Here is a 17,566-nt window from a genome sequence, read left to right as displayed (position 1 = left end):
GCCACTCCACGGAGAGGAGATTTGACATGGACGCCGTTCTCAAACCAATACGGTCAATTCCGTTGCCAGACCTTTGCACAGACGTTTGGTCAAATCAAGGTCTATACCAATCTGGTCCGTACCTTCTACGCTGCCGAAGCGGGACTGGTCCGAGCGCGGCCGTCCGGGAACGAGGATGCCCGTGGGACTACTCACGCTGGCTGGGATGGAGCGCGCGGCGCGCGCCCAACTACCACCGGAAATATGGGACTTCATCGAGGGTGGCAGTGGATCCGAACGCACCCTGGCGGCCAACCGGGAAATGTTCGGTCACTATGCACTGCGCCCCCGCACGCTGGTCGACGTCTCGACCTGCTCGACCGCCGTCCCGCTGCTCGGAACCGAGCTCCGGACGCCACTCGCAATTGCCCCGATGGCCTACCACCGGCTGGTCCATTCGGACGGGGAAACCGTGACCGCCCGGGCAGCCGGCCGGGCCGGCGCGGTGCTGGTCGCCGGAATCTTCGCCAGCCGCAGCCTGGAGTCCATCGCGGCCGCGGCCACCGGGCCGCTCTGGTTGCAGCTCTACTGGCTGCGCCGGCGCGACGCGCTCGCCGCCCTGATCGAGCGGGCCGAGGCGGCCGGCTTCGCCGCGCTCATGCTGACCGTGGACGCGCCCCGGATCGGCCGCCGGCTGCGCGACCTGCGCAACGGCTTCGCCGTTCCGCCGGACATCCGCGCCGTCAACCTCGACCCCGCGCTGATGGCCGCCAGCCACCGGGCCGACGCGGGCTCCTCCGGCATCGCCGAGCACGCCCTGGAGCAGTTCGACCCCAGCCTGACCTGGTCCGACCTGGCCTGGCTGCGGGCCCGCACCCGCCTCCCGCTGGTCCTCAAGGGCATCCTGACCGCCGAGGACGCCCGGCTCGCCGCCGAACACGGGGTGGACGCCGTGGTGGTCTCCAACCACGGCGGCCGTCAACTGGACGGTGCGCTCCCGGCGCTGGCGGCGCTGCCCGAGGTGGTCGCCGCGCTCCCGCCGGAGGTCCCGGTGCTGCTCGACGGCGGCGTCCGCACCGGCACCGACATCGCCGTCGCCCTCGCGCTCGGCGCCCGGGCCGTCCTGGTCGGCCGCCCCGTGCTGTGGGGGCTCGCCGTCGACGGCGAGGCGGGAGTGGTCCGCGTCCTCGACCTGCTCCGCGACGAACTCGAGCACACGCTGGCCCTGCTGGGCCGGCCCACCCTCGCGGACCTGGACCGCAGCGCCCTCGCGCCCTGGCCCGCCGCCCCCGCGCCCCGGCCCACCGCCTGACGGCGCGACCCCGGCCCCCCGCCCCACCGCGCGGCCCCCGCCCCTCCCCCCGCGCCCGGCCCCCCGCCCCACCGCGCGGCCCCGCACCGAGCTCCGGACCGAAGTTCCGGGCCGAAGCACCGCACGCCCGACAGAGAGACCGACGACATGAAGAACCAGGACGCCTTCCCCGGCTGGGACTGGGACGACCCGGACGGCCTCGCCGTCCGCCTCGACGCGTTCAGCGCCGACGTCGCCACCTGCGAGAAGCTCGAACCGGCCGCCGGCGGCCTCCCGCGGGACCACCAGGGCTTCCGCGAACTCGGCATCACCGGAATCGAGTTCGCCGCCTTCCGGACGGCCCACCCGGAAGGCCTCGGCACCGACCTGACCGCCCTGCGCAGCCCCGGCGCCAGTACCGAACCCGGCACCCTCTACCGCGTCGACGGCGACCGCTGGTTCACCCAGCTCGACATCGGCCGCCCGCTGCCCTTCGCGGACGCCAGCGTGGACTGGGTCTACGCCGAGCACCTGATCGAGCACGTCACCATGCCGGTCGCGATCGGCTGGCTGCGCGAGGCCCGGCGGGTGCTGCGCCCCGGCGGCGTGCTGCGCGTCACCACCCCCGACCTGGCCCGCTACCTGGTCGGCTACGCGACCGACGACGGCTTCCTCACCAAGCACCGCCGGCGCCTCACCACCATGGGGTTCGGCCCGCCGATGCCGCCGCGCCCGGCCTTCCTGGTCAACCAGATCTTCCGGTACTACGGCCACCAGTGGATCTACGACCTGGACGAGCTGCGGCACGTCCTCACCCAGGCCGGCTTCGAGGCCGACGCGATCCGGCACTGCGCCTACCGGCAGGGCGTCCGCGCCGACGTCGCCGACCTCGACACCGCGTTCCGCACCGACGAGACGATCTACGTCGAGGCCGACCGCTAGGGAGTGTCGGCGAAGTCCCGCCTGATCCGACGCGACTTTGCCAGCACCCCCTAGGAGTTGTCCGACACCCCCCGCCGCGCTTTTGCGACGCGAACTGCTCGGACAAGCCCCAGGACTCCCCTCCGCGAACCTGTCCGGGCGTGACCGACCGGGCAGGCTCCGAGCAGGAGCGCCCGACCGCCGCCGTCCGATGGGATGACCATGCCCTTGCACCCCCAGGCCCAGGCCCTGCGCGAACGCCGTGCGCAGGCCGGCACACCCCCGCTCTACAGCCTCACCCCGGCCCAGGCCCGCGCCGCCGACCTCGCCGACATCCGGGCCGCCGCCGGCACCCCCGAGCCCGTCGCCGCCGTCGAGGAGCACCGGATCCCCGGCCCCGGCGGCGAGCTCGCCCTGCGGCTCTACCGCCCCGAGCCGGCCGGCCGGCCGCTGCCCGCGCTGCTCTACCTCTTCGGCGGCGGCTGGACCCTCGGCTCGCCCGACACCAGCGACGCGATCTGCCGCCGGCTGACCAACGCCGTCGGCTGCGTCACCGCCTCCGTCGGCTACCGCCTGGCCCCCGAGCACCCCTTCCCCGCGGCCGTCCACGACTGCCGCGCCGCCGCCCGCTGGTTGGCCGGGAACGCCGACGCCCTCGGTGTCGACCCGGCCCGGCTGGCCGTCGGCGGCGACAGCGCCGGGGGCAACCTGACCGCCGCCCTCACCCTGCTCGCCCGGGACGAGGGCGGCCCGGCCCTGCGCCACCAGCTGCTGGTCTACCCCAACACCGACCACCGCGCGGTCGCCGCCGCACCGCCGGAGCGGCACGACGACCCGCTGCTCTTCAACCGCCGCTCGGTGGCCTGGTACTGGGGCCACTACCTGGCCGATCCCGCCGACGGCGCCCACCCCTACGCCTCCCCGCTGCGCGCCCCGAGCCTGGCCGGGCTGCCGCCCGCCACCGTGATCACCGCGGAGTACGACCCGCTGTGCGAGGAGGGGGAGCACTACGCCGACGCGCTGCGGGCAGCCGGCGTCCCGGTCGAGTCCCGCCGGTTCGCGGGCATGCCGCACGGCTTCTTCGCCATGACGGGCGTCCTGGACGCGGCCGGCGAGGCCCAGCGGTACGCCGCCGATCGGCTGCGCGAGGCCCTGCGGTGACCGCCCTGCGCCCGCTCGCCCCGCCCGGCGCCCCGGCCGTCGAGCCCCTCGCGCTGTCCGGACTGCACGCCTCGCTGTCGGATCCGCTGCTGGACGCGATGACCTTCCTCAACGAGGTCACCACCCGCTACCCCGGGGCCGTCTCCTTCGCCCCCGGCCGCCCCTACGAGGGCTTCTTCGAGCCGGAGGACGTCCACGGCCACCTGGACGCCTATCTGGACCACCTGGCGGCCCGCGGCCTCGACCGGGACGCCGTGCGCACCACGCTGTTCCAGTACGGCCCGACCAAGGGCGTCATCGCCGACCTGGTCGCCCGCACCCTGGCCAACGACGAGGGCCTCATCGTCGCCCCCGAGTCCCTGGTGCTCACCGTCGGCGCCCAGGAGGGCATGCTGCTGACGCTGCGCGCCCTCTGCGCCGGCCCGCAGGACGTCCTGCTGGTCAGTTCGCCCTGCTACGTCGGCGTCACCGGCGCCGCCCGGCTGCTCGACCTGACCACCGTCCCGGTGCCCGAGGGCCCCGACGGCGGCCCCGACCCGCAGGCCGTCCGGGCAGCCGCCCGGGCCGTCCGGGCCGGGGGCGGGCGACCGCGGGCCCTCTACGTGGTGCCCGACTTCGCCAACCCCTCGGGCACCAGCATGCCCGTCGGCGCCCGGGCGAGGCTGCTGGAGACCACCGCCGCGGAGGGGCTGCTGGTCATCGAGGACAACCCGTACGGCTTCTTCGCCCGTGACCCGGGCGAGCGGCCGACCCTGAAGGCGCTGGACCGCCGCCGGCAGGTCGTCTACCTCGGCTCCTTCGCCAAGACCTGCTTCCCCGGCGCCCGGCTCGGCTACGTCGTCGCCGACCAGGAGGTGGCCGGCCCCGGCGGCCGGCGCTCGCTGCTCGCCGACGAGCTGGCGAAGCTGAAGAGCATGACGACGGTGAACACGCCCGCGCTCAGCCAGGCCGTCATCGGCGGCATGCTGCTGCGCCACGACTGCCGGCTGCGCGCCGCCAACGCCCGTGCGACGGCCTACTACGCGGCCAACATGACGGCGCTGCTGGGCGCCCTGGAGCGGGAGTTCCCGGCGGCGGAGCGCCGGCGGCTGGGCCTGTCCTGGAACGAGCCGGAGGGCGGCTTCTTCGCCGTGCTGACGGTGCCCTTCACGGCCGACGAAGCGGCCATGGAGCGGTGCGCCAGGGACTTCGGAGTGCTCTGGACGCCGATGGCGCCGTTCTACCCGGCGGGCGGGGGAGAGCACCGGCTCCGGCTCTCGGTCAGTTCGCTGACGGAGGACCAGATCGACGCCGGCGTCGCCGAGCTGGCCCGCTTCATCCGGGCGCAGGCCCGGTAGCGACACGGACGAGGGCGGGGCCGGGGCTTGAGGAAGCCCCGGCCCCGCCCTCGTACCGCACGGGGAACGCGCGGGGCTCAGCGCACCCGGGTCGAGAACAAGCGGGCCGACCAGTACACGGACACCACCGTCATCAGGACGACCACCAGCAGCCCCTGCCAGACCACGCTGTCCCCGACATGGCCGGAGAACAGCGCTCGCATGCCTTCCACGGCCCAGTAGAAGGGGTTCCACTTGGCCACGTTCTGCAGCCACACCGGCGCCAGCACCAGCGGCAGCAGGACGCCGGAGAGCAGCGCGATCGGCTGCGCGAGGGTGTTCACCACCGGCGCCATCGCCTCGTCGGCCGGGAGCACCAGCGCGATGCCGTAGGAGATCGCCGAGGTCATCAGGGCCAGCAGGCCGAGCAGCAGGTACGCCAGCAGCAGGTCCAGCGGTGCCACCCGCAGCCCGAACGGCAGCGCGATCAGGGTGATCAGGACGGCCTGGACGAGCAGCGCCACCGTCTCGCGCAGCGCCCGGCCGAGCAGCAGCGCCAGCCGGCTCACCGGGGTCACCCGGGACCGTTCGATGATCCCGGCCTTCAGCTCGCCGAGCAGGCTGAAGCCGGTGTACAGGCCGCCGAAGATGCAGAGCACCGCCAACAGGCCCGGTACGTAGATCTGGTAGGCGTCGGCGTAGGTGATCGCGCCCATCGGCGCCAGCACCGTCTTGAGCAGCGGGGCGAACAGCAGCAGGTAGAAGAGGGGCTGGATCAGCCCGACGGCGATCCAGATCGGGGTTCGCCACATGATCAGCAGCTGTCGCTGGAAGACCAGCCAGGTGTCGCGGGCGAGCTTCATGGGGGCCTCTCGGGGATCAGTGCTCAGGACTGCTCGATGGAACGGCCCGTCCGGGCCAGGAACACGTCGTCCAGGCTGGGCCGCTGCAGCTGCACGGTGCCGGGCACGACGCCCGCCCCGTCGAGGGCGCGCAGCAGTCGCGGGATCGCGGCCGCGCCGTCGTCGAGGTAGAGCCGCAGGTCGTCCTCGCCCTGGGTCTCCAGGCGGTGGAGGTACGGCTGTTCCCGCAGCGCCTTGGTGGCGCGTTCGGCCTCGCCGGCCGCCAGGCCGACCAGGACGACGTCGCCCGAGATCTCCCGCTTCAGGCTCTCCGGGGTCCCCTCGGCGACGACCTCGCCGTGGTCGACGATCGCCACCCGGTCGCAGAGCGCGTCGGCCTCCTCCAGGTAGTGCGTGGTCACCACGACGGTCAGGCCCTCGGCGTTCAGGCGGCGGATCTCCGCCCACACCTGCACCCGGCTGGCCGGGTCGAGCCCGACGGTGGGTTCGTCGAGGAAGAGCACCCGCGGCGCGTGGATGACGCCCAGTGCGATGTCCAGCCGGCGGCGCTGGCCGCCCGAGTAGGTGCGGCACGCGCGGTCGCCGAACTCGGTGAGCCCGAAGGCCTTCAGGGCCTCCTCGGCCCGTTGCTGGGCCAGGGTCTTGCGGGCGCCGTACATCCGGGCCTGCATCACCAGCTCCTCGCGGGCGGTGACGGCGTCGGCGGTGCCGCCGCCCTGGGCGACGTAGCCGATCCGCTGCCGGACTCCGGCCGGGTCGGTCAGCAGGTCGGCGCCGGCGATCCGGACCGCACCGCCGTCCGGCCGGATGAGGGTGGCGAGCATGCGCAGGGTGGTCGTCTTACCGGCGCCGTTGGGCCCGAGAAAGCCGAAGATCTCGCCTGCGGCCACGTCCAGGTCGATGCCGCGGACGGCGTCGACGGCAGCCTGGCCGCGTTGTTTGGACGGATAGGACTTGCGAAGTCCTTTGGTCTCGATCAACCAGAACTCCCGTGCGGGGATGGATGTGCCACGTCGACGACGTCCAGCGCACACAGGGCTGGACGGTCCGTGCGGGGAAGGTGGCCGGGGCACCTGGGAAGCGGTGCTTCGCGCCACACTAGGGTCTGCGGCGCCCCGGATACAATGGCCTAGACCAATGGATTCGATCGTTCTGCCCCGGTTCCGACCAGCGCCTCCAGTCGGTCGGCCGCCGTCAGGGCCCCGCCGCCGGACCGCAGTTCGGCGCCCACCCGGGCGGCCGCCGCGCCGTGCTCCGGCGCGTCGAGGACGGTGCGCAGCGCGGCCGCCAGCCCCTCGGGCGTGACGCGCGCGAACGGCACCCGCAGCCCGGCGCCGGCCGCCGCCACCTGGGCCGCGACGAACGGCTGGTCGTGTCGGATGGGTGCGGTGACCAGCGGGATCCCGTGCGCCAGCGCCTCGCCGACGGTGTTCATCCCGCCGTGGCACAGCACCGCGTCCAGCGCTCCCCGCGCCATCAGCTCCAGCACCGGCGCCCGGTCCACGGCCACCGCGTGGCGGGGCAGTTCGGGCAGCAGGGCGGCGGGCGCGGCGATCACCGGCTGGACGTCGTCCCCGCACAGCGCCAGGGCCCGGACGGCCCGGGCGTGGAAGTCCGCGCCGAGGTCTCCGGCCAGCGTCCCCATGGTGACCAGGACCCGGCGCCGGCCCGGCTCCAGCCGTTCCCAGGGGAAGGCCGGGTCGGCCGGCCGTTCGGCGAGCACCGGCCCGACCAGGGCGTAGTGGGCCGGGAGCGGTGCCGGACCGGCCAGCGCGGGACCGGTCGTCGCCAGGACGAGGGCGGGGGAGAAGCGCGGGTCGGTGTACTCCTCCTCCGGCAGTCCGGCCCGTCGCCAGAGCCCGGTGAGCAGCCCGGTCATCCAGGCCTCGACCTTCGGCAGCGCCCGGAACGGCCGCCCCAGCTCCATCGCGCCCGGCGCCAGGCTGGCCCACGGCAGACCGTGCCGGTGGGCGACCAGCGCGCCCGCGGGCGTGTGCTGGTCGACCAGCAGCGCGTCCGGCCGGTACTCCCGCACCGCCGCGTCCAACGGCTTCGCGGTGAACCGCGCGTAGGGGACGATGAAGCCCTCCCAGAGCGAGCGCAGGGCGGCCAGTCCGTGCCCGCCCTGCGTCCGGAACGCCCGGGTGCCCGTCCCCAGGACGACCGCCCCGGGGCCGAGCAGCGGCCGCAGGACCGACTCGGTGCCGGTCCAGGCGACCTCGTGGCCGCGCGCGGCCAGCTCACGGGCGATCCCCACGACCGGATTGACGTGTCCCGTCAACGGCGGTACCACCAGCAGGAATCGGCTCATCGGACGGGCTCCTCGGCGGGCAGCAGCCGCTGCACCTCGGCGACGGTCAGGGCTTCCAGCTCGGCCAGGTCCAGCCCGGCACGGTGTGCGGCGAGGCCGGCGGCTGCCCCGAAGTGCCCGCACAAAAGGGCATCGAGCACCGTCAGTTCGTACTCGTCCAGCAGCAGATCGGCGTCCAGCCGGGCCTGCGGGGTGACCAGCGCGGCCCACTCGGGCGGCGCGCCGGCGGCCCGGGCCAGCAGGGCTACCAGCTCCGGACGGACCTGGGCGGCGGAGGATTCGGGTTCGGAAGAGGTCATGGGGGCTCCACCTGCTCGACGGCACGGGGGCGGATTGAGACTGCGAAGGGCCCGAGATCACTTGTGCGACCCGTCGGGCGTCGGAATACTAGCCCGCGTGACAGCACTGGAGGCAGTGGCCGTCCACCTCCCCCACCACACCGTGCCCATTGAGGCAGTGGGCGAGCGGATCGGCCTGACCCCGCGTCAACTTCGACTCTTCCGCCGTTTCCACGGTCTGGACCAGCTGCGGCTGGACCCGGACGGGAAGCTGCCCGACCTGCTCGGCGCCGCCGTCGAGGCCTTACCGGAGCTGCGCGGACGCGAACGGCACGTCCGTTTCGTGATCCACGCCCGCAGCATGCCGGTGGCGGTGCCGTACCCGCTCAACCCCCTGCACGAGCTGCTCGGCCGGTACGGCCTGGCGCACGCCTCGGCCTTCACGGTGACCCACCACGCCTGTGCGGTGGGTCTGCTGGCCGTCGACCTGGCCGGCCGCCTGCTCGCCGGGCAGGACGACCCGGAGGCCCTGGCGCTGGTGCTGGCCGGCGAGAAGACCTTCACCAAGGACGCCCAGGTGGTGCCCGAGACCGGGATCTTCGCCGAGGGCGCGGCCGCCTGCCTGGTCCGGGCCACCGGCGAGCGCAATCGGGTGCTCTCCTACGCCGTCCGCCACCGCCCCGAGTTCGACGGCCGCCTGGCCGGGGACGCGGACCTGCTGGCGCGCTACCAGCGGGAGTACCCGGTGGTGATGATCGAGGCGATCGAGGCCGCCCTCGACCAGGCAGGTCTGGACCTCTCGGACCTCGCCCTGGTGCTCCCGCACAACGTCAACCAGGCCTCCTGGCGGATGATCTGCCGACGGATCGGGTTCCCGGTGGAGAAGGTCGTGCTGGACAACGTGCGCTCCGTCGGGCACAGTTTCGCTGCAGACAGCCTCATCAATCTCCACACCGCCACCACGCGGGGGCTGCTCCACCGGGGCGACCGCTACCTGATCGCCGCCGCCGGTGTCGGAGCCACCTTCTCCGCCATGGCCGTCGAACACTGACGCATCGTCGTTTCGGCGCACCCGGGCGACGCATCGGCACGGCGAGGACGACCACGCCTCCGCCCGCCGCACCCATTCACCTCTCACGCACGACGGGACGGGACATCCATGCCAGAACCCGCGGTCCAGACCACTGATGTCGAGCTGCGCGACCGGATCCTGCGGAGCATCGGCGAGCTGCTGCCGCGCGTCCTCAAGCGCGACCTCCCCGAGATCCCCGAGAACGCCTGCCTCTTCGACGACCTCGGCCTGACCTCGGCCGGCACCATCGAGCTGATCCTCGAAGTCGAGGAGACGCTGGACATCCAGGTCGACGTCGAGCAGATCGGCGAGGACGACCTGCGCTCGGTGACCAGCCTGGCCGATTACGTCGCCGGGCACATCATCCCCGAGGACTGACCGGGTGGCCGCCGATTCCGCGCCGCCGCTCGCCCTGGGCGTCACCCGGATCCTCGCGCGGTCCTTCGACGGCAGGTCGGAGACCTCGCTCGACCCGGACCTGCGGGTGTTCGTCACGGACCTGGTCCGGCCGTACGGCCTGCCGGTGCGGGAGGACCTCCTCGCCGAGGGCGTCGGCCACTCCTACGAGGAACTGGCGGAGGGCCTGCTGGCCGAGGCGCTCGCCGACGGCGTGCCGGTGGACCTGCTGATCCTCGCCTTCGACTCGCCCGACGTGCGCCCGGGGGCGCCCAGCTCGCTGGCGCTCAGCCGGTCCTGCCCGGGCACGCCGCTGGCCTTCGCCCTCTGCGACCAGGGGTCGGCGGTGGCCTTCAGCGCCCTGCGGGTGGCCGCCGAGTACCAGCGCACCGGGGCCTGCCGGCGGGCGGTGGTGGTACTGGCGGAACAGACCGCGCTGCACTACCGGCCGGCGGCGCCGGTCGACCTGCCCGAGCGGCACAGCGTCGTCGTGCTCGTCCTGGACGAGACCGCCGACGTGGAACTGACTGCGCGTCAGTTCTCCGCGCTCGACGGCCGGAAGGCGGCCGAGGTGGTCGGCGCGGAGGTCGGAACCCTCGGGGCCGACGCGGCCGTCCTGCTGGGCTCCGGCCTGGCGGCCGAGCCGGTCCCCGGGGTGGCCGCCGCGGCCGGTCTGCCGTTCGCCGATCTGCCGTTCACCGGCCTCTGGGCGGAGCTGGCCGAGCGGCTGCCCGAGTGGCAGGAGAAGGGGCGGCCGGTGCTGGCCGCCGGTTTCGACCGCAGGCTGGGTGTGCTGAGCACCCTGACCCTTCGGGCCGGCCCGTGACGGCGGGGCCGGCCACCGACACCGCCTCCGCGTCCACCTCAACCTCCGATGTCGCCTCCACGTCCGACACCGCCTCCACGCCGGACACCGCCGACCGGGTCGACCTCTGGACCATCCCCACCGACCAGCCCGACGAAGTCGTCCGGAGCCTGCGAAGCCTGCTGGACCGTGACGAACTCGCCCGCGCCACCGGCCGGGGCCCCGCCCGCGATCCCGTGGCCGGCCGGCGGTTCACCGTGGTGCACGGCGTCGTCCGGCTGCTGGTGGCCGAACGCCTCGGCCTGCACCCCGCCGAACTCGCCTGGCGCTACGGCCCGCACGGCAAACCCGAACCGGCGGTGGGGCACGGGCGGGTCGGCGTCAGCTACTCCGGCTCCGGCGCCCTGGCCGTGCTGGCCCTGACCGCGGGGCGGCCGGTCGGTGTCGACGTCGAGGAGGTCCGCGACGCCCGGGTGGCCACCCGGGTGGCCGAGCGCTACTTCCCGGGCGCCGAGGCGGAGTTCCTCGCCCGGTCGGCCTCGCCCACCGTGCTGGCCGAGCGCTTCACCACCCTCTGGTGCCGCCGGGAGGCCTGCGTCAAGGCCTACGGCGGCCGACTGGTGCAGGGCTTCGGGCTGCCGCTTTCCGGCCCGGCCCCGCTGCGTCTGGCCCACCCGGGCACGCTCGGCGACGGCCCCTGCCTGCTCGACGACGTCCCGGTGCCCGGGCCGTTCCGCGCCGCCGTGGCGGTGCTCGGGGAGCAGCCGTTCCGGCTGCGACGGCACCGCTGGAAAGCCTTGTCAGAGGCCTGCCAGCCTTTCTGGCAGCGGAACTGACGGTCCGTCGGCGCCCCCAGAAATCTGGTCTGTACCACTTCGTCGGGCCGCTGATAGCGTCCCGACCCGCACTCCGCTCCAACCCCAGGCCGGCCGAAGGGCGCGTACGACGTGAGAGAGACCAGCCGGCGGATCACCGTCCGGTACAGCGGCGCGAGCAGCGGCTTCGGGCCGCTGACCCTCGGCCAGGACAACATGATCCGCTGCATCCGGCGGGACCGACCCGAGCAGATCAACAAGGAGTCCGTCTGGCCGGTCCCCGACGGGGCGACCCTGACGGCCGCGCTCGACGCCGTGCGGCGGCTCGTCGAACGGCACGACTCGCTGCGGACGGTGTTCCCGCCCGGGCCGGGGCCGGACGCCTTCCCCGAGCGTCAGCTGGTCTGCGGCGAGGGCGAGTTCGGCGTCACCGTGGTGGACAGCCGGTCGACCGGCGGGGCGGCGGGGATCGACGCGCTCGCCGAGGAGCTGGGCCGGGCCGACGTCGCCGTCCCGTTCGACCTGGCGGCCGGGCCCCGGCTCCGGTTCACCCTGCTGACCGAGGACGACCACCCGCTCCGGCTGGTGGTGGTCGTCTGCCACGCGGGTGCGGACGGCGCCGCGACGACGCTGCTCATCGAGGACTGGTTCGCCCTCGCGGCCGGCAAGGAGCTCCCGCCCGTCACCGCCCGGACGCCGCTGGAGGTGGCCGCGGTGGAGCAGAGCGACCAGGGCCGGCGCAAGGCCGCCGCCGCGCTGCGGCACTGGCAGAAGGTCCTGTCCACCGCGCCGCAGGCCGCCTTCGCGGACTCCCGGATCACCGGCCCGCCGGACGGCGTCGCCGCCGTCGTCCTGCGCTCGCGGCAGGCCGCCACCGACCTGCTCGCCACCGCGCGGCGCACCGGCGCGAGCCCCTCCGTCGTCCTGCTGGCGGCCTTCGCGGCCCTGGTGGCCCGCCGGGCCGGCCGCGGCGACCTGGTGATGTCGGCGCTCTCCGCCAACCGCCAGCGCGCCGCGATGGCCGACCACATCGGCACCCTCGCCCAGGACGCCCTGATCGCCCTGGACACCGACGCGGCCGACCTCGACGAGGTGATCGGCCGGGCCAAGGCGGCGTCGCTCGCCGGCTACTGGCACAGCACCCTCCCGGCGGGCGCCGTCTGGCAGCTGATCGAGGACGTCGCCCATCTGCGCGGCTCCCGCTTCGCCCGCCAGGTCGTGGTCAACGACCTGAGCATGACCATCCCCGAGGCGATGTCCGACGCCCGCCCGTCCCCGACGAGCGACCCCGAACTGACCTGGCTGCCGGACCAGCCGGTCGCCGTCCGGCTGATGTTGAACATCCTGCGGACCTCGAACAGCCTGGAGTTCGCACTGGTCGCCTGCCCGCAGGTGCTCGACCGCGAGGAGACCGGCCGTTTCGCGCTGGCCCTGCCCGCGCTGCTCGAAGCCGCCGCCCGGGGGCCGGTCCCGCTCGCCGGTCTGCCCGCGCTGACCGGTCTGGGCGGCGCCGTCCGGACCGGTGCGTGGCAGCGGATCGAGAACTCCTGGGTGGACCTGGACGCCGTCCGGGCCCTGGTCGTCGACGCGCTCGGCACCGCCACCCGGGTCGACTTCGTCGACGGCCGTCTGATCGCCCGGATCGCCACCGACGACCCGGGTTTCACCCCGCTGGTCGCCCACCGCACGGTGATCGAGGCCCTGCCCGGCCGGGACACCGCGATGGCCCCGCAGCACTACCTGGTCCATGCCGCCGCCCACCCGGCCGGCCCGCCGTGCTGGGACGACGCGACGGTGGTGGCCGAGGGCTCCGGCCGGTGCCCGGAGATCGCCGGCCGCCTCGCCCCGCGCTGAGCGCCCGGGGCGGGCGCCGCCCTGCGCCCGCCCCGTCCGGAGATCGCCGGCCCGGGGACTCACCCGAACGGGGCCGGGCCGTCCCACCGCCCGGTTCACCCCTGCGCGCCGTCCCAGGAACAGACCGAGGTCGCACCCGAGGTCAGCCCCCACGGGCTGGGTACGTCACCGCTCCGGTCCGGCTCGCCGTGGTCGTTGTCGCCGTGGCCCGGGTCGCCGCGGCCCGGGTCGCCCTGGCGCGGCAGGCGGTCGATCACCTCGACCAGCGCCGGGGGCAGTTGCGGCGCCAGGCCCCGGTGGCAGCGCGAGAGCACGTCCCGCCGGACGTCGTCCGGCAGCAGCGGCCGGTCCACCCGCGGCGGGGTCGGTCCGCGCGGGCGCGCTCCCGGCGGGCCCAGGGCGGCGGCGAGCTGGTCGGACCAGGCCCGCCAGTAGTCGGCGTCGTCGGTCTCGCCGTACCGCAGGTGGTACAGGTGCAGGCAGTACGCCGCCGTGCCGCTGCCCGATCCGGCGGCGAACCGCCACCAGAACTCGGCGCCCTCCTCGCGGCCGGTGGCGTAGAGCAGCGCGGCGAACACCTCCGCTCCCTCCGGCTGGATCCGCCGCGCGTTGACCAGCAGGTCCAGCCCCCGGGCCGCGTCCGGGGTACCCAGCACCAGGGCGACCACCAGGCCCAGCTCGAAGGCGGCCTGTTCGTGCTCGGACGGCAGGTGGGTGGGCGCGGCCGTGAGCCTGGCCAGGCGCAGCGCGGCGATCCGCTCGGCGTGCGGCCGTTCGGGCCGGGGGATGTGCGGCGTCGCCGTCCCGCCCTCGGCCGGTGGCACGGCCCCTGGTGGCGTGGCCGGTGCGGCGGGCGCCTCGGCCGGGGGCCGGGGGATCACTGTTCGCCTCCCCGGTCCGGCAGTTCGCGCACACCGAGCCGTCTGGCCAGCCGCTCGCGGGCGTGCCGGAGGTTGGAGTGGACGGTGGCGACGGGCCGGCCCAGATAAGCGCCGATCACCTTGACGTGCAGCCCGAGCAGGTACCGCAGGACGACCACGTCCCGCTGCCGGTCGGGGAGTTCGAGGATCGCCGCATAGAGCCGGACCTCGTCCGCCTCGCTGTGCAGCAGGCCGTTGGCGACGTCCTTGAACGCTCCGATGACGGCCTCGAAGGTGACCGCCTCCACGTCGACCCGCTCCTCGCCGGACACCCAGTCGGCGACATGACGGTTCGCCAGCCGCCAGGCGTACGCGGCCGGTTCCTCGAACCGCAGGACGTGGGCCCAGTGCCGGGCGAGGTCCTCCTTGACCGCCTCGACGATCAGCGCCGCGTCCGCGCGGTTGCCTATCCGGGTCAGGGCGAGGGCCCGCCAGGCCGGCTCATGGGTCTCGCAGAACGCCGAATAAGCGAGCTCCAGGCGGATGTTGGCGTACTCCGGGCCGCTGTACCCGTGCTCGTCGGCGTCTCCGTGGCCGTCCCCCCGGCGGCCGCCCCCGCCCGGGCCCGCCGGCGCCGGTCCTCCCCGGTGCCCGAGTACCCGGACACCCCTGTCGATCGTCATCGAACCTGCCTTCCACCGCCGCCGACCGACCGCCGGCCGCCCGAGGGTGCGGGCCCCGTGCCCGCGGACCCCATTCCACCAGGTTTCGTCACCGCAGGCGTTTGTGCGAATACCGACAGTCATTGCGTCCGATCTACGGATCATCGGCTAGCGGAACTCCACGGGCCGGAAAGGCGGTTGACGGACCGGTAGCGTGGGCAACGACGGGTGAGTCCTGCGGCGGGGGAGAGCGATGAGCCTTTACGACGGTGTCGACCTACGACTGAACGTGCCGCACTCGGCCCGGATGTACGACTACTTCCTGGGCGGAATCACCAACTTCGCCGCCGACCGCGAGGCGGCCGGCCAGGCGCTCGCCGCGCTCCCCTGGGTGCGCGCGACCGCGCGCGCCAACCGTGCCTTCATGCACCGCTCGACGCGCGCCCTCGCCGAGGCCGGCCTGGACCAGTTCCTCGACATCGGCACCGGCATCCCCACCTCGCCCAACCTGCACGAGATCGCCCAACAGGTGAACCCGCGGGCCCGGGTGGTCTACGTCGACAACGACCCGATCGTGCTCTCGCACGCCCAGGCCCTGCTCACCGGGGCCCGCGAGGGCCGCACCGCGTACGTCGAGGCCGAGCTGACCGAACCGGCGGCGCTGCTCGCCGCACCCGGCCTGCGGGACACCATCGACCTCGCCCGCCCGGTCGCCCTCTCCCTGAACGCCGTCCTGCACTTCGTCCCCGACGACCCCGACGCGCCGGACGGCCCCGACGGCGCCGCGGGGCAGCGCGCCCACGCGATCGTCGAACACCTGAAGGCCGCCCTCGCGCCCGGCAGCGCCCTGGTGCTCTCCCACGTCACCGCCGACTTCGCGCCCGAGGAGATCGCCCGGCTGGCCGGCATCTACCGCGCCGCGGGCGCCCCCGGCCAGGCCCGCGCGCACCACGAGATCGCCCGGTTCTTCGACGGCTGGACGCTCCTCGCCCCCGGGCTCGTCCCCACCCCGCGCTGGCGCCCGGCCGGCCCCGAGGACACCGCCGTGTCCGACACCGAGGCCTCCCTCTACGCGGCCGTGGCCATCAAGCCGTGACACCGGCGCGCCGGCCCGCGCCGGTGCGGCGGCCGCCGTGCCCGCACCCCGTGCGGGTGCGCCCGCACGGGACCAGACTGGTCGTGGAGCCCGCCCCGAGGAGCGAGGAGAGTCATGCTGCTCGGACTCACCACCGCCCTGGTCGCGACCGTCTGCTTCGGCTTCGGCTCGGTCTTCCAGGCGCGCGGCGCGCGGTCGGCGCCGCGGTCGGACCGGGTGCGGGTCGGGCTGCTCGCCGCCCTCGCGCGCTCCTGGCAGTTCCTGCTCGGGACCGCGCTGGACATCGGCGGCTTCGTGCTGAGCGTCGTCGCGCTGCGCAGCCTGCCGCTCTTCCTGGTCCAGGCGGTCACCAACGCGGGTCTGGCGGTGACGGCGCTCGCCGCGGTCTGGCTGCTCGGCGCCCGGCTGCGGCGCGGCGACGTGGCCGCGATCGTGGCCGTGGTCGCCGGGCTCACCCTGCTGGCCCTCGGCTCCGGGCGGGAGGGCCGTGAGCACGCCGCGCCGGCCTTCCACTGGGCGCTGCTCGGGACCACCGTCCTGATGCTGCTGCTCACCCTGGTGCTGGCCCGCCGGGGCGGCGGCGCCGCGGCGGCCGGTCTGGGCCTGCTCGCCGGGGTCGGCTTCGGCGTGACCAGCCTGGCCGTCCGGGTGCTGGACGTCGGCGGGGTGGCCGACGTGCTGACCGACCCGGCGGCGTACGGGCTCGCCCTGGGCGGCCTCGGCGGCTACCTCGCGTACGCGCTCGCGCTGCAGCGGGGCACCGTGACGGCGGCGACGGCGGCCGGGACGGTGACCGAGACCTTCGGTCCGGCCCTGGTCGGCGTGGTCGCGCTGGGCGACGCGGCGCGGCCGGGCTACGCCTGGTGCGCGCTGGTCGGCTTCGCGGTGGCGGTCGGCGGCACCTTCGTGCTCTCCCGCTTCGGCGAGGTGGAGGCCGAGGTGCGGCCGGTCGCGGCGGCGGCCGACGGCCGGAGCGAGGCGGCCGCGATCCCACCCCGGTAGCCCGGACGGCGCCCCCGTGCGAAGGTGACTTGCCGGACAAAACGGACGGCCAGGTGTGGGAAGGACGGGAGCAGCCATGGTGGACGAAGGCCGTCACCGGCCCCGGCGGCCGGACCGGCCCGGGGCCCCTGCCGCCGGGCCGCCGGTGGCGCTGGTCACCGGAGCCTCCTCCGGCATCGGCGCGGCGACCGCCGCCCGACTCGCGCCGTCCGGCTGGCAGCTGCTGCTTTCCGGTACCGACCGCACCCGGCTGGACGCGGTCGCCGCCCGCACCGGCGGCCGGGCCCTGCCCGAGGACCTCTCCAAGCCGGACGGCCCGCAGCGCCTCGCCGAGGCGGCCCTGGCCGCCGCCGGGCAGGTCGACGTCCTGATCGCCAGTGCCGGCCTCGGCTGGCGCGGCCCCTTCGCGCAGACGCCCACCGACACCCTGGACCGGATGATCGAGGTCAATCTGGCCGCCCCGCTGCGGCTGGTCCGCCTGCTGCTCCCCGGCATGCTGGAGCGCCGGCGCGGCCGGATCGTGCTCCTCGGCTCGATGGCCGGGCAGGTCGGCGTCCGCGACGAGGCCGCCTACTCGGCCACCAAGGCCGGGCTGGCGATGTTCGCCGAGAGCCTCTGGTACGAGCTGCGCGGCACCGGCGTCGGCGTCCGGATCGTCCTGCCGGGCGCGGTGGACACCCCCTTCTTCGCCCAGCGCGGCACCCCCTACCAGCGTGAACGACCTCGGCCGGTGACCGCCGAGCGGGTCGCCGAAGCCGTCGTCGGGGCGATCGGCACGTCCTGCGACCGGCCCTTCGTCCCGCGCTGGCTCGGCCTCGCCGCACGCGTCCACGGCGTCGCACCGGGGGTGTTCCGGCGCATGGCGTCCCGGTTCGGCTGACCCG

At 74.8% G+C, this 17,566-nt stretch carries 18 protein-coding genes; 12 read left to right on the top strand and 6 right to left on the bottom strand.

Annotated elements, in window-relative coordinates; all coding sequences use genetic code 11:
• Positions 1-175: 175 nt before the first annotated feature.
• The 4 genes from ACZ34W_RS18720 (at position 176) to ACZ34W_RS18705 (ending at position 4,689) form a co-directional block, all read left to right on the top strand.
• Positions 176-1,291, top strand: a complete 1,116-nt coding sequence (locus ACZ34W_RS18720) for an alpha-hydroxy acid oxidase (RefSeq protein ID WP_465605454.1) — start codon at positions 176-178, stop codon at positions 1,289-1,291.
• Positions 1,292-1,438: 147 nt separating this feature from the next.
• Entirely contained in the window at positions 1,439-2,212 is a 774-nt protein-coding gene (locus tag ACZ34W_RS18715) for a class I SAM-dependent methyltransferase (protein ID WP_359807082.1), read from the top strand.
• Between the two features lie 201 nt (positions 2,213-2,413).
• Positions 2,414-3,352, top strand: coding sequence for an alpha/beta hydrolase (locus tag ACZ34W_RS18710; RefSeq protein ID WP_329491303.1), 939 nt, complete (start codon positions 2,414-2,416; stop codon positions 3,350-3,352).
• Positions 3,349-4,689, top strand: coding sequence for an aminotransferase-like domain-containing protein (locus ACZ34W_RS18705; protein ID WP_465605451.1), 1,341 nt, complete (start codon positions 3,349-3,351; stop codon positions 4,687-4,689). Before ACZ34W_RS18710 ends, ACZ34W_RS18705 begins: the two co-directional genes overlap by 4 nt.
• A gap of 77 nt (positions 4,690-4,766) precedes the next feature.
• Here ACZ34W_RS18705 and ACZ34W_RS18700 read toward each other — a convergent pair whose 3' ends face one another.
• From ACZ34W_RS18700 to ACZ34W_RS18685, 4 genes are all read right to left on the bottom strand, one after another.
• The gene (locus ACZ34W_RS18700) at positions 4,767-5,531 is read right to left on the bottom strand and encodes an ABC transporter permease (RefSeq protein ID WP_329491305.1); all 765 of its coding nucleotides are present in this window, start codon (positions 5,529-5,531) and stop codon (positions 4,767-4,769) included.
• A gap of 23 nt (positions 5,532-5,554) precedes the next feature.
• Positions 5,555-6,511: an ATP-binding cassette domain-containing protein gene (locus tag ACZ34W_RS18695; protein WP_352294601.1), complete on the bottom strand. Its 957-nt coding sequence runs from the start codon at positions 6,509-6,511 to the stop codon at positions 5,555-5,557.
• Between the two features lie 149 nt (positions 6,512-6,660).
• A complete protein-coding gene (locus tag ACZ34W_RS18690) occupies positions 6,661-7,842 on the bottom strand; it encodes a glycosyltransferase (RefSeq protein ID WP_465605449.1) in 1,182 nt (393 codons plus the stop codon).
• On the bottom strand, positions 7,839-8,141 hold the full coding sequence (locus ACZ34W_RS18685; protein WP_329491308.1) for a hypothetical protein: 303 nt from the start codon (positions 8,139-8,141) through the stop codon (positions 7,839-7,841). The genes ACZ34W_RS18690 and ACZ34W_RS18685 overlap by 4 nt, the downstream gene beginning before the upstream one ends.
• A gap of 97 nt (positions 8,142-8,238) precedes the next feature.
• Between ACZ34W_RS18685 and ACZ34W_RS18680 the strand changes: the two genes are divergently transcribed.
• From ACZ34W_RS18680 to ACZ34W_RS18660, 5 genes are all read left to right on the top strand, one after another.
• On the top strand, positions 8,239-9,171 hold the full coding sequence (locus ACZ34W_RS18680; RefSeq protein ID WP_465605446.1) for a 3-oxoacyl-[acyl-carrier-protein] synthase III C-terminal domain-containing protein: 933 nt from the start codon (positions 8,239-8,241) through the stop codon (positions 9,169-9,171).
• A 108-nt stretch (positions 9,172-9,279) separates the two neighbouring features.
• Entirely contained in the window at positions 9,280-9,570 is a 291-nt protein-coding gene (locus tag ACZ34W_RS18675; protein WP_329491311.1) for an acyl carrier protein, read from the top strand.
• 4 nt (positions 9,571-9,574) lie between these two features.
• Positions 9,575-10,414 carry a hypothetical protein gene (locus tag ACZ34W_RS18670; RefSeq protein ID WP_465605444.1) on the top strand — a complete coding sequence of 280 codons (840 nt, stop codon included), beginning with the start codon at positions 9,575-9,577 and terminating at the stop codon, positions 10,412-10,414.
• Entirely contained in the window at positions 10,411-11,229 is an 819-nt protein-coding gene (locus ACZ34W_RS18665) for a 4'-phosphopantetheinyl transferase family protein (RefSeq protein ID WP_465605442.1), read from the top strand. The genes ACZ34W_RS18670 and ACZ34W_RS18665 overlap by 4 nt, the downstream gene beginning before the upstream one ends.
• Before the next feature lie 111 nt (positions 11,230-11,340).
• Entirely contained in the window at positions 11,341-13,062 is a 1,722-nt protein-coding gene (locus tag ACZ34W_RS18660; protein ID WP_465605440.1) for a condensation domain-containing protein, read from the top strand.
• Between the two features lie 95 nt (positions 13,063-13,157).
• On the opposite strand, the gene ACZ34W_RS18655 is transcribed toward ACZ34W_RS18660, so the two are convergent.
• Complete coding sequence (locus tag ACZ34W_RS18655) at positions 13,158-13,943, bottom strand: hypothetical protein (protein ID WP_465605438.1); 786 nt, start codon at positions 13,941-13,943, stop codon at positions 13,158-13,160.
• Positions 13,940-14,605, bottom strand: a complete 666-nt coding sequence (locus tag ACZ34W_RS18650; RefSeq protein ID WP_465605436.1) for an RNA polymerase sigma factor — start codon at positions 14,603-14,605, stop codon at positions 13,940-13,942. Before ACZ34W_RS18650 ends, ACZ34W_RS18655 begins: the two co-directional genes overlap by 4 nt.
• A 232-nt stretch (positions 14,606-14,837) precedes the next feature.
• Between ACZ34W_RS18650 and ACZ34W_RS18645 the strand changes: the two genes are divergently transcribed.
• The 3 genes from ACZ34W_RS18645 to ACZ34W_RS18635 all read left to right on the top strand — a co-directional run bounded on the left by ACZ34W_RS18645 (position 14,838) and on the right by ACZ34W_RS18635 (position 17,562).
• Complete coding sequence (locus ACZ34W_RS18645; RefSeq protein ID WP_465605434.1) at positions 14,838-15,680, top strand: SAM-dependent methyltransferase; 843 nt, start codon at positions 14,838-14,840, stop codon at positions 15,678-15,680.
• A gap of 114 nt (positions 15,681-15,794) precedes the next feature.
• The gene (locus ACZ34W_RS18640; protein ID WP_329491318.1) at positions 15,795-16,682 is read left to right on the top strand and encodes a hypothetical protein; all 888 of its coding nucleotides are present in this window, start codon (positions 15,795-15,797) and stop codon (positions 16,680-16,682) included.
• 76 nt (positions 16,683-16,758) lie between these two features.
• On the top strand, positions 16,759-17,562 hold the full coding sequence (locus tag ACZ34W_RS18635; protein WP_465605432.1) for an SDR family NAD(P)-dependent oxidoreductase: 804 nt from the start codon (positions 16,759-16,761) through the stop codon (positions 17,560-17,562).
• The last annotated feature ends 4 nt before the right edge of the window (positions 17,563-17,566 follow it).

This window comes from Kitasatospora sp. NPDC022856 (assembly GCF_055561235.1).
This window is presented reverse-complemented; position numbering and strand designations above follow the sequence as displayed.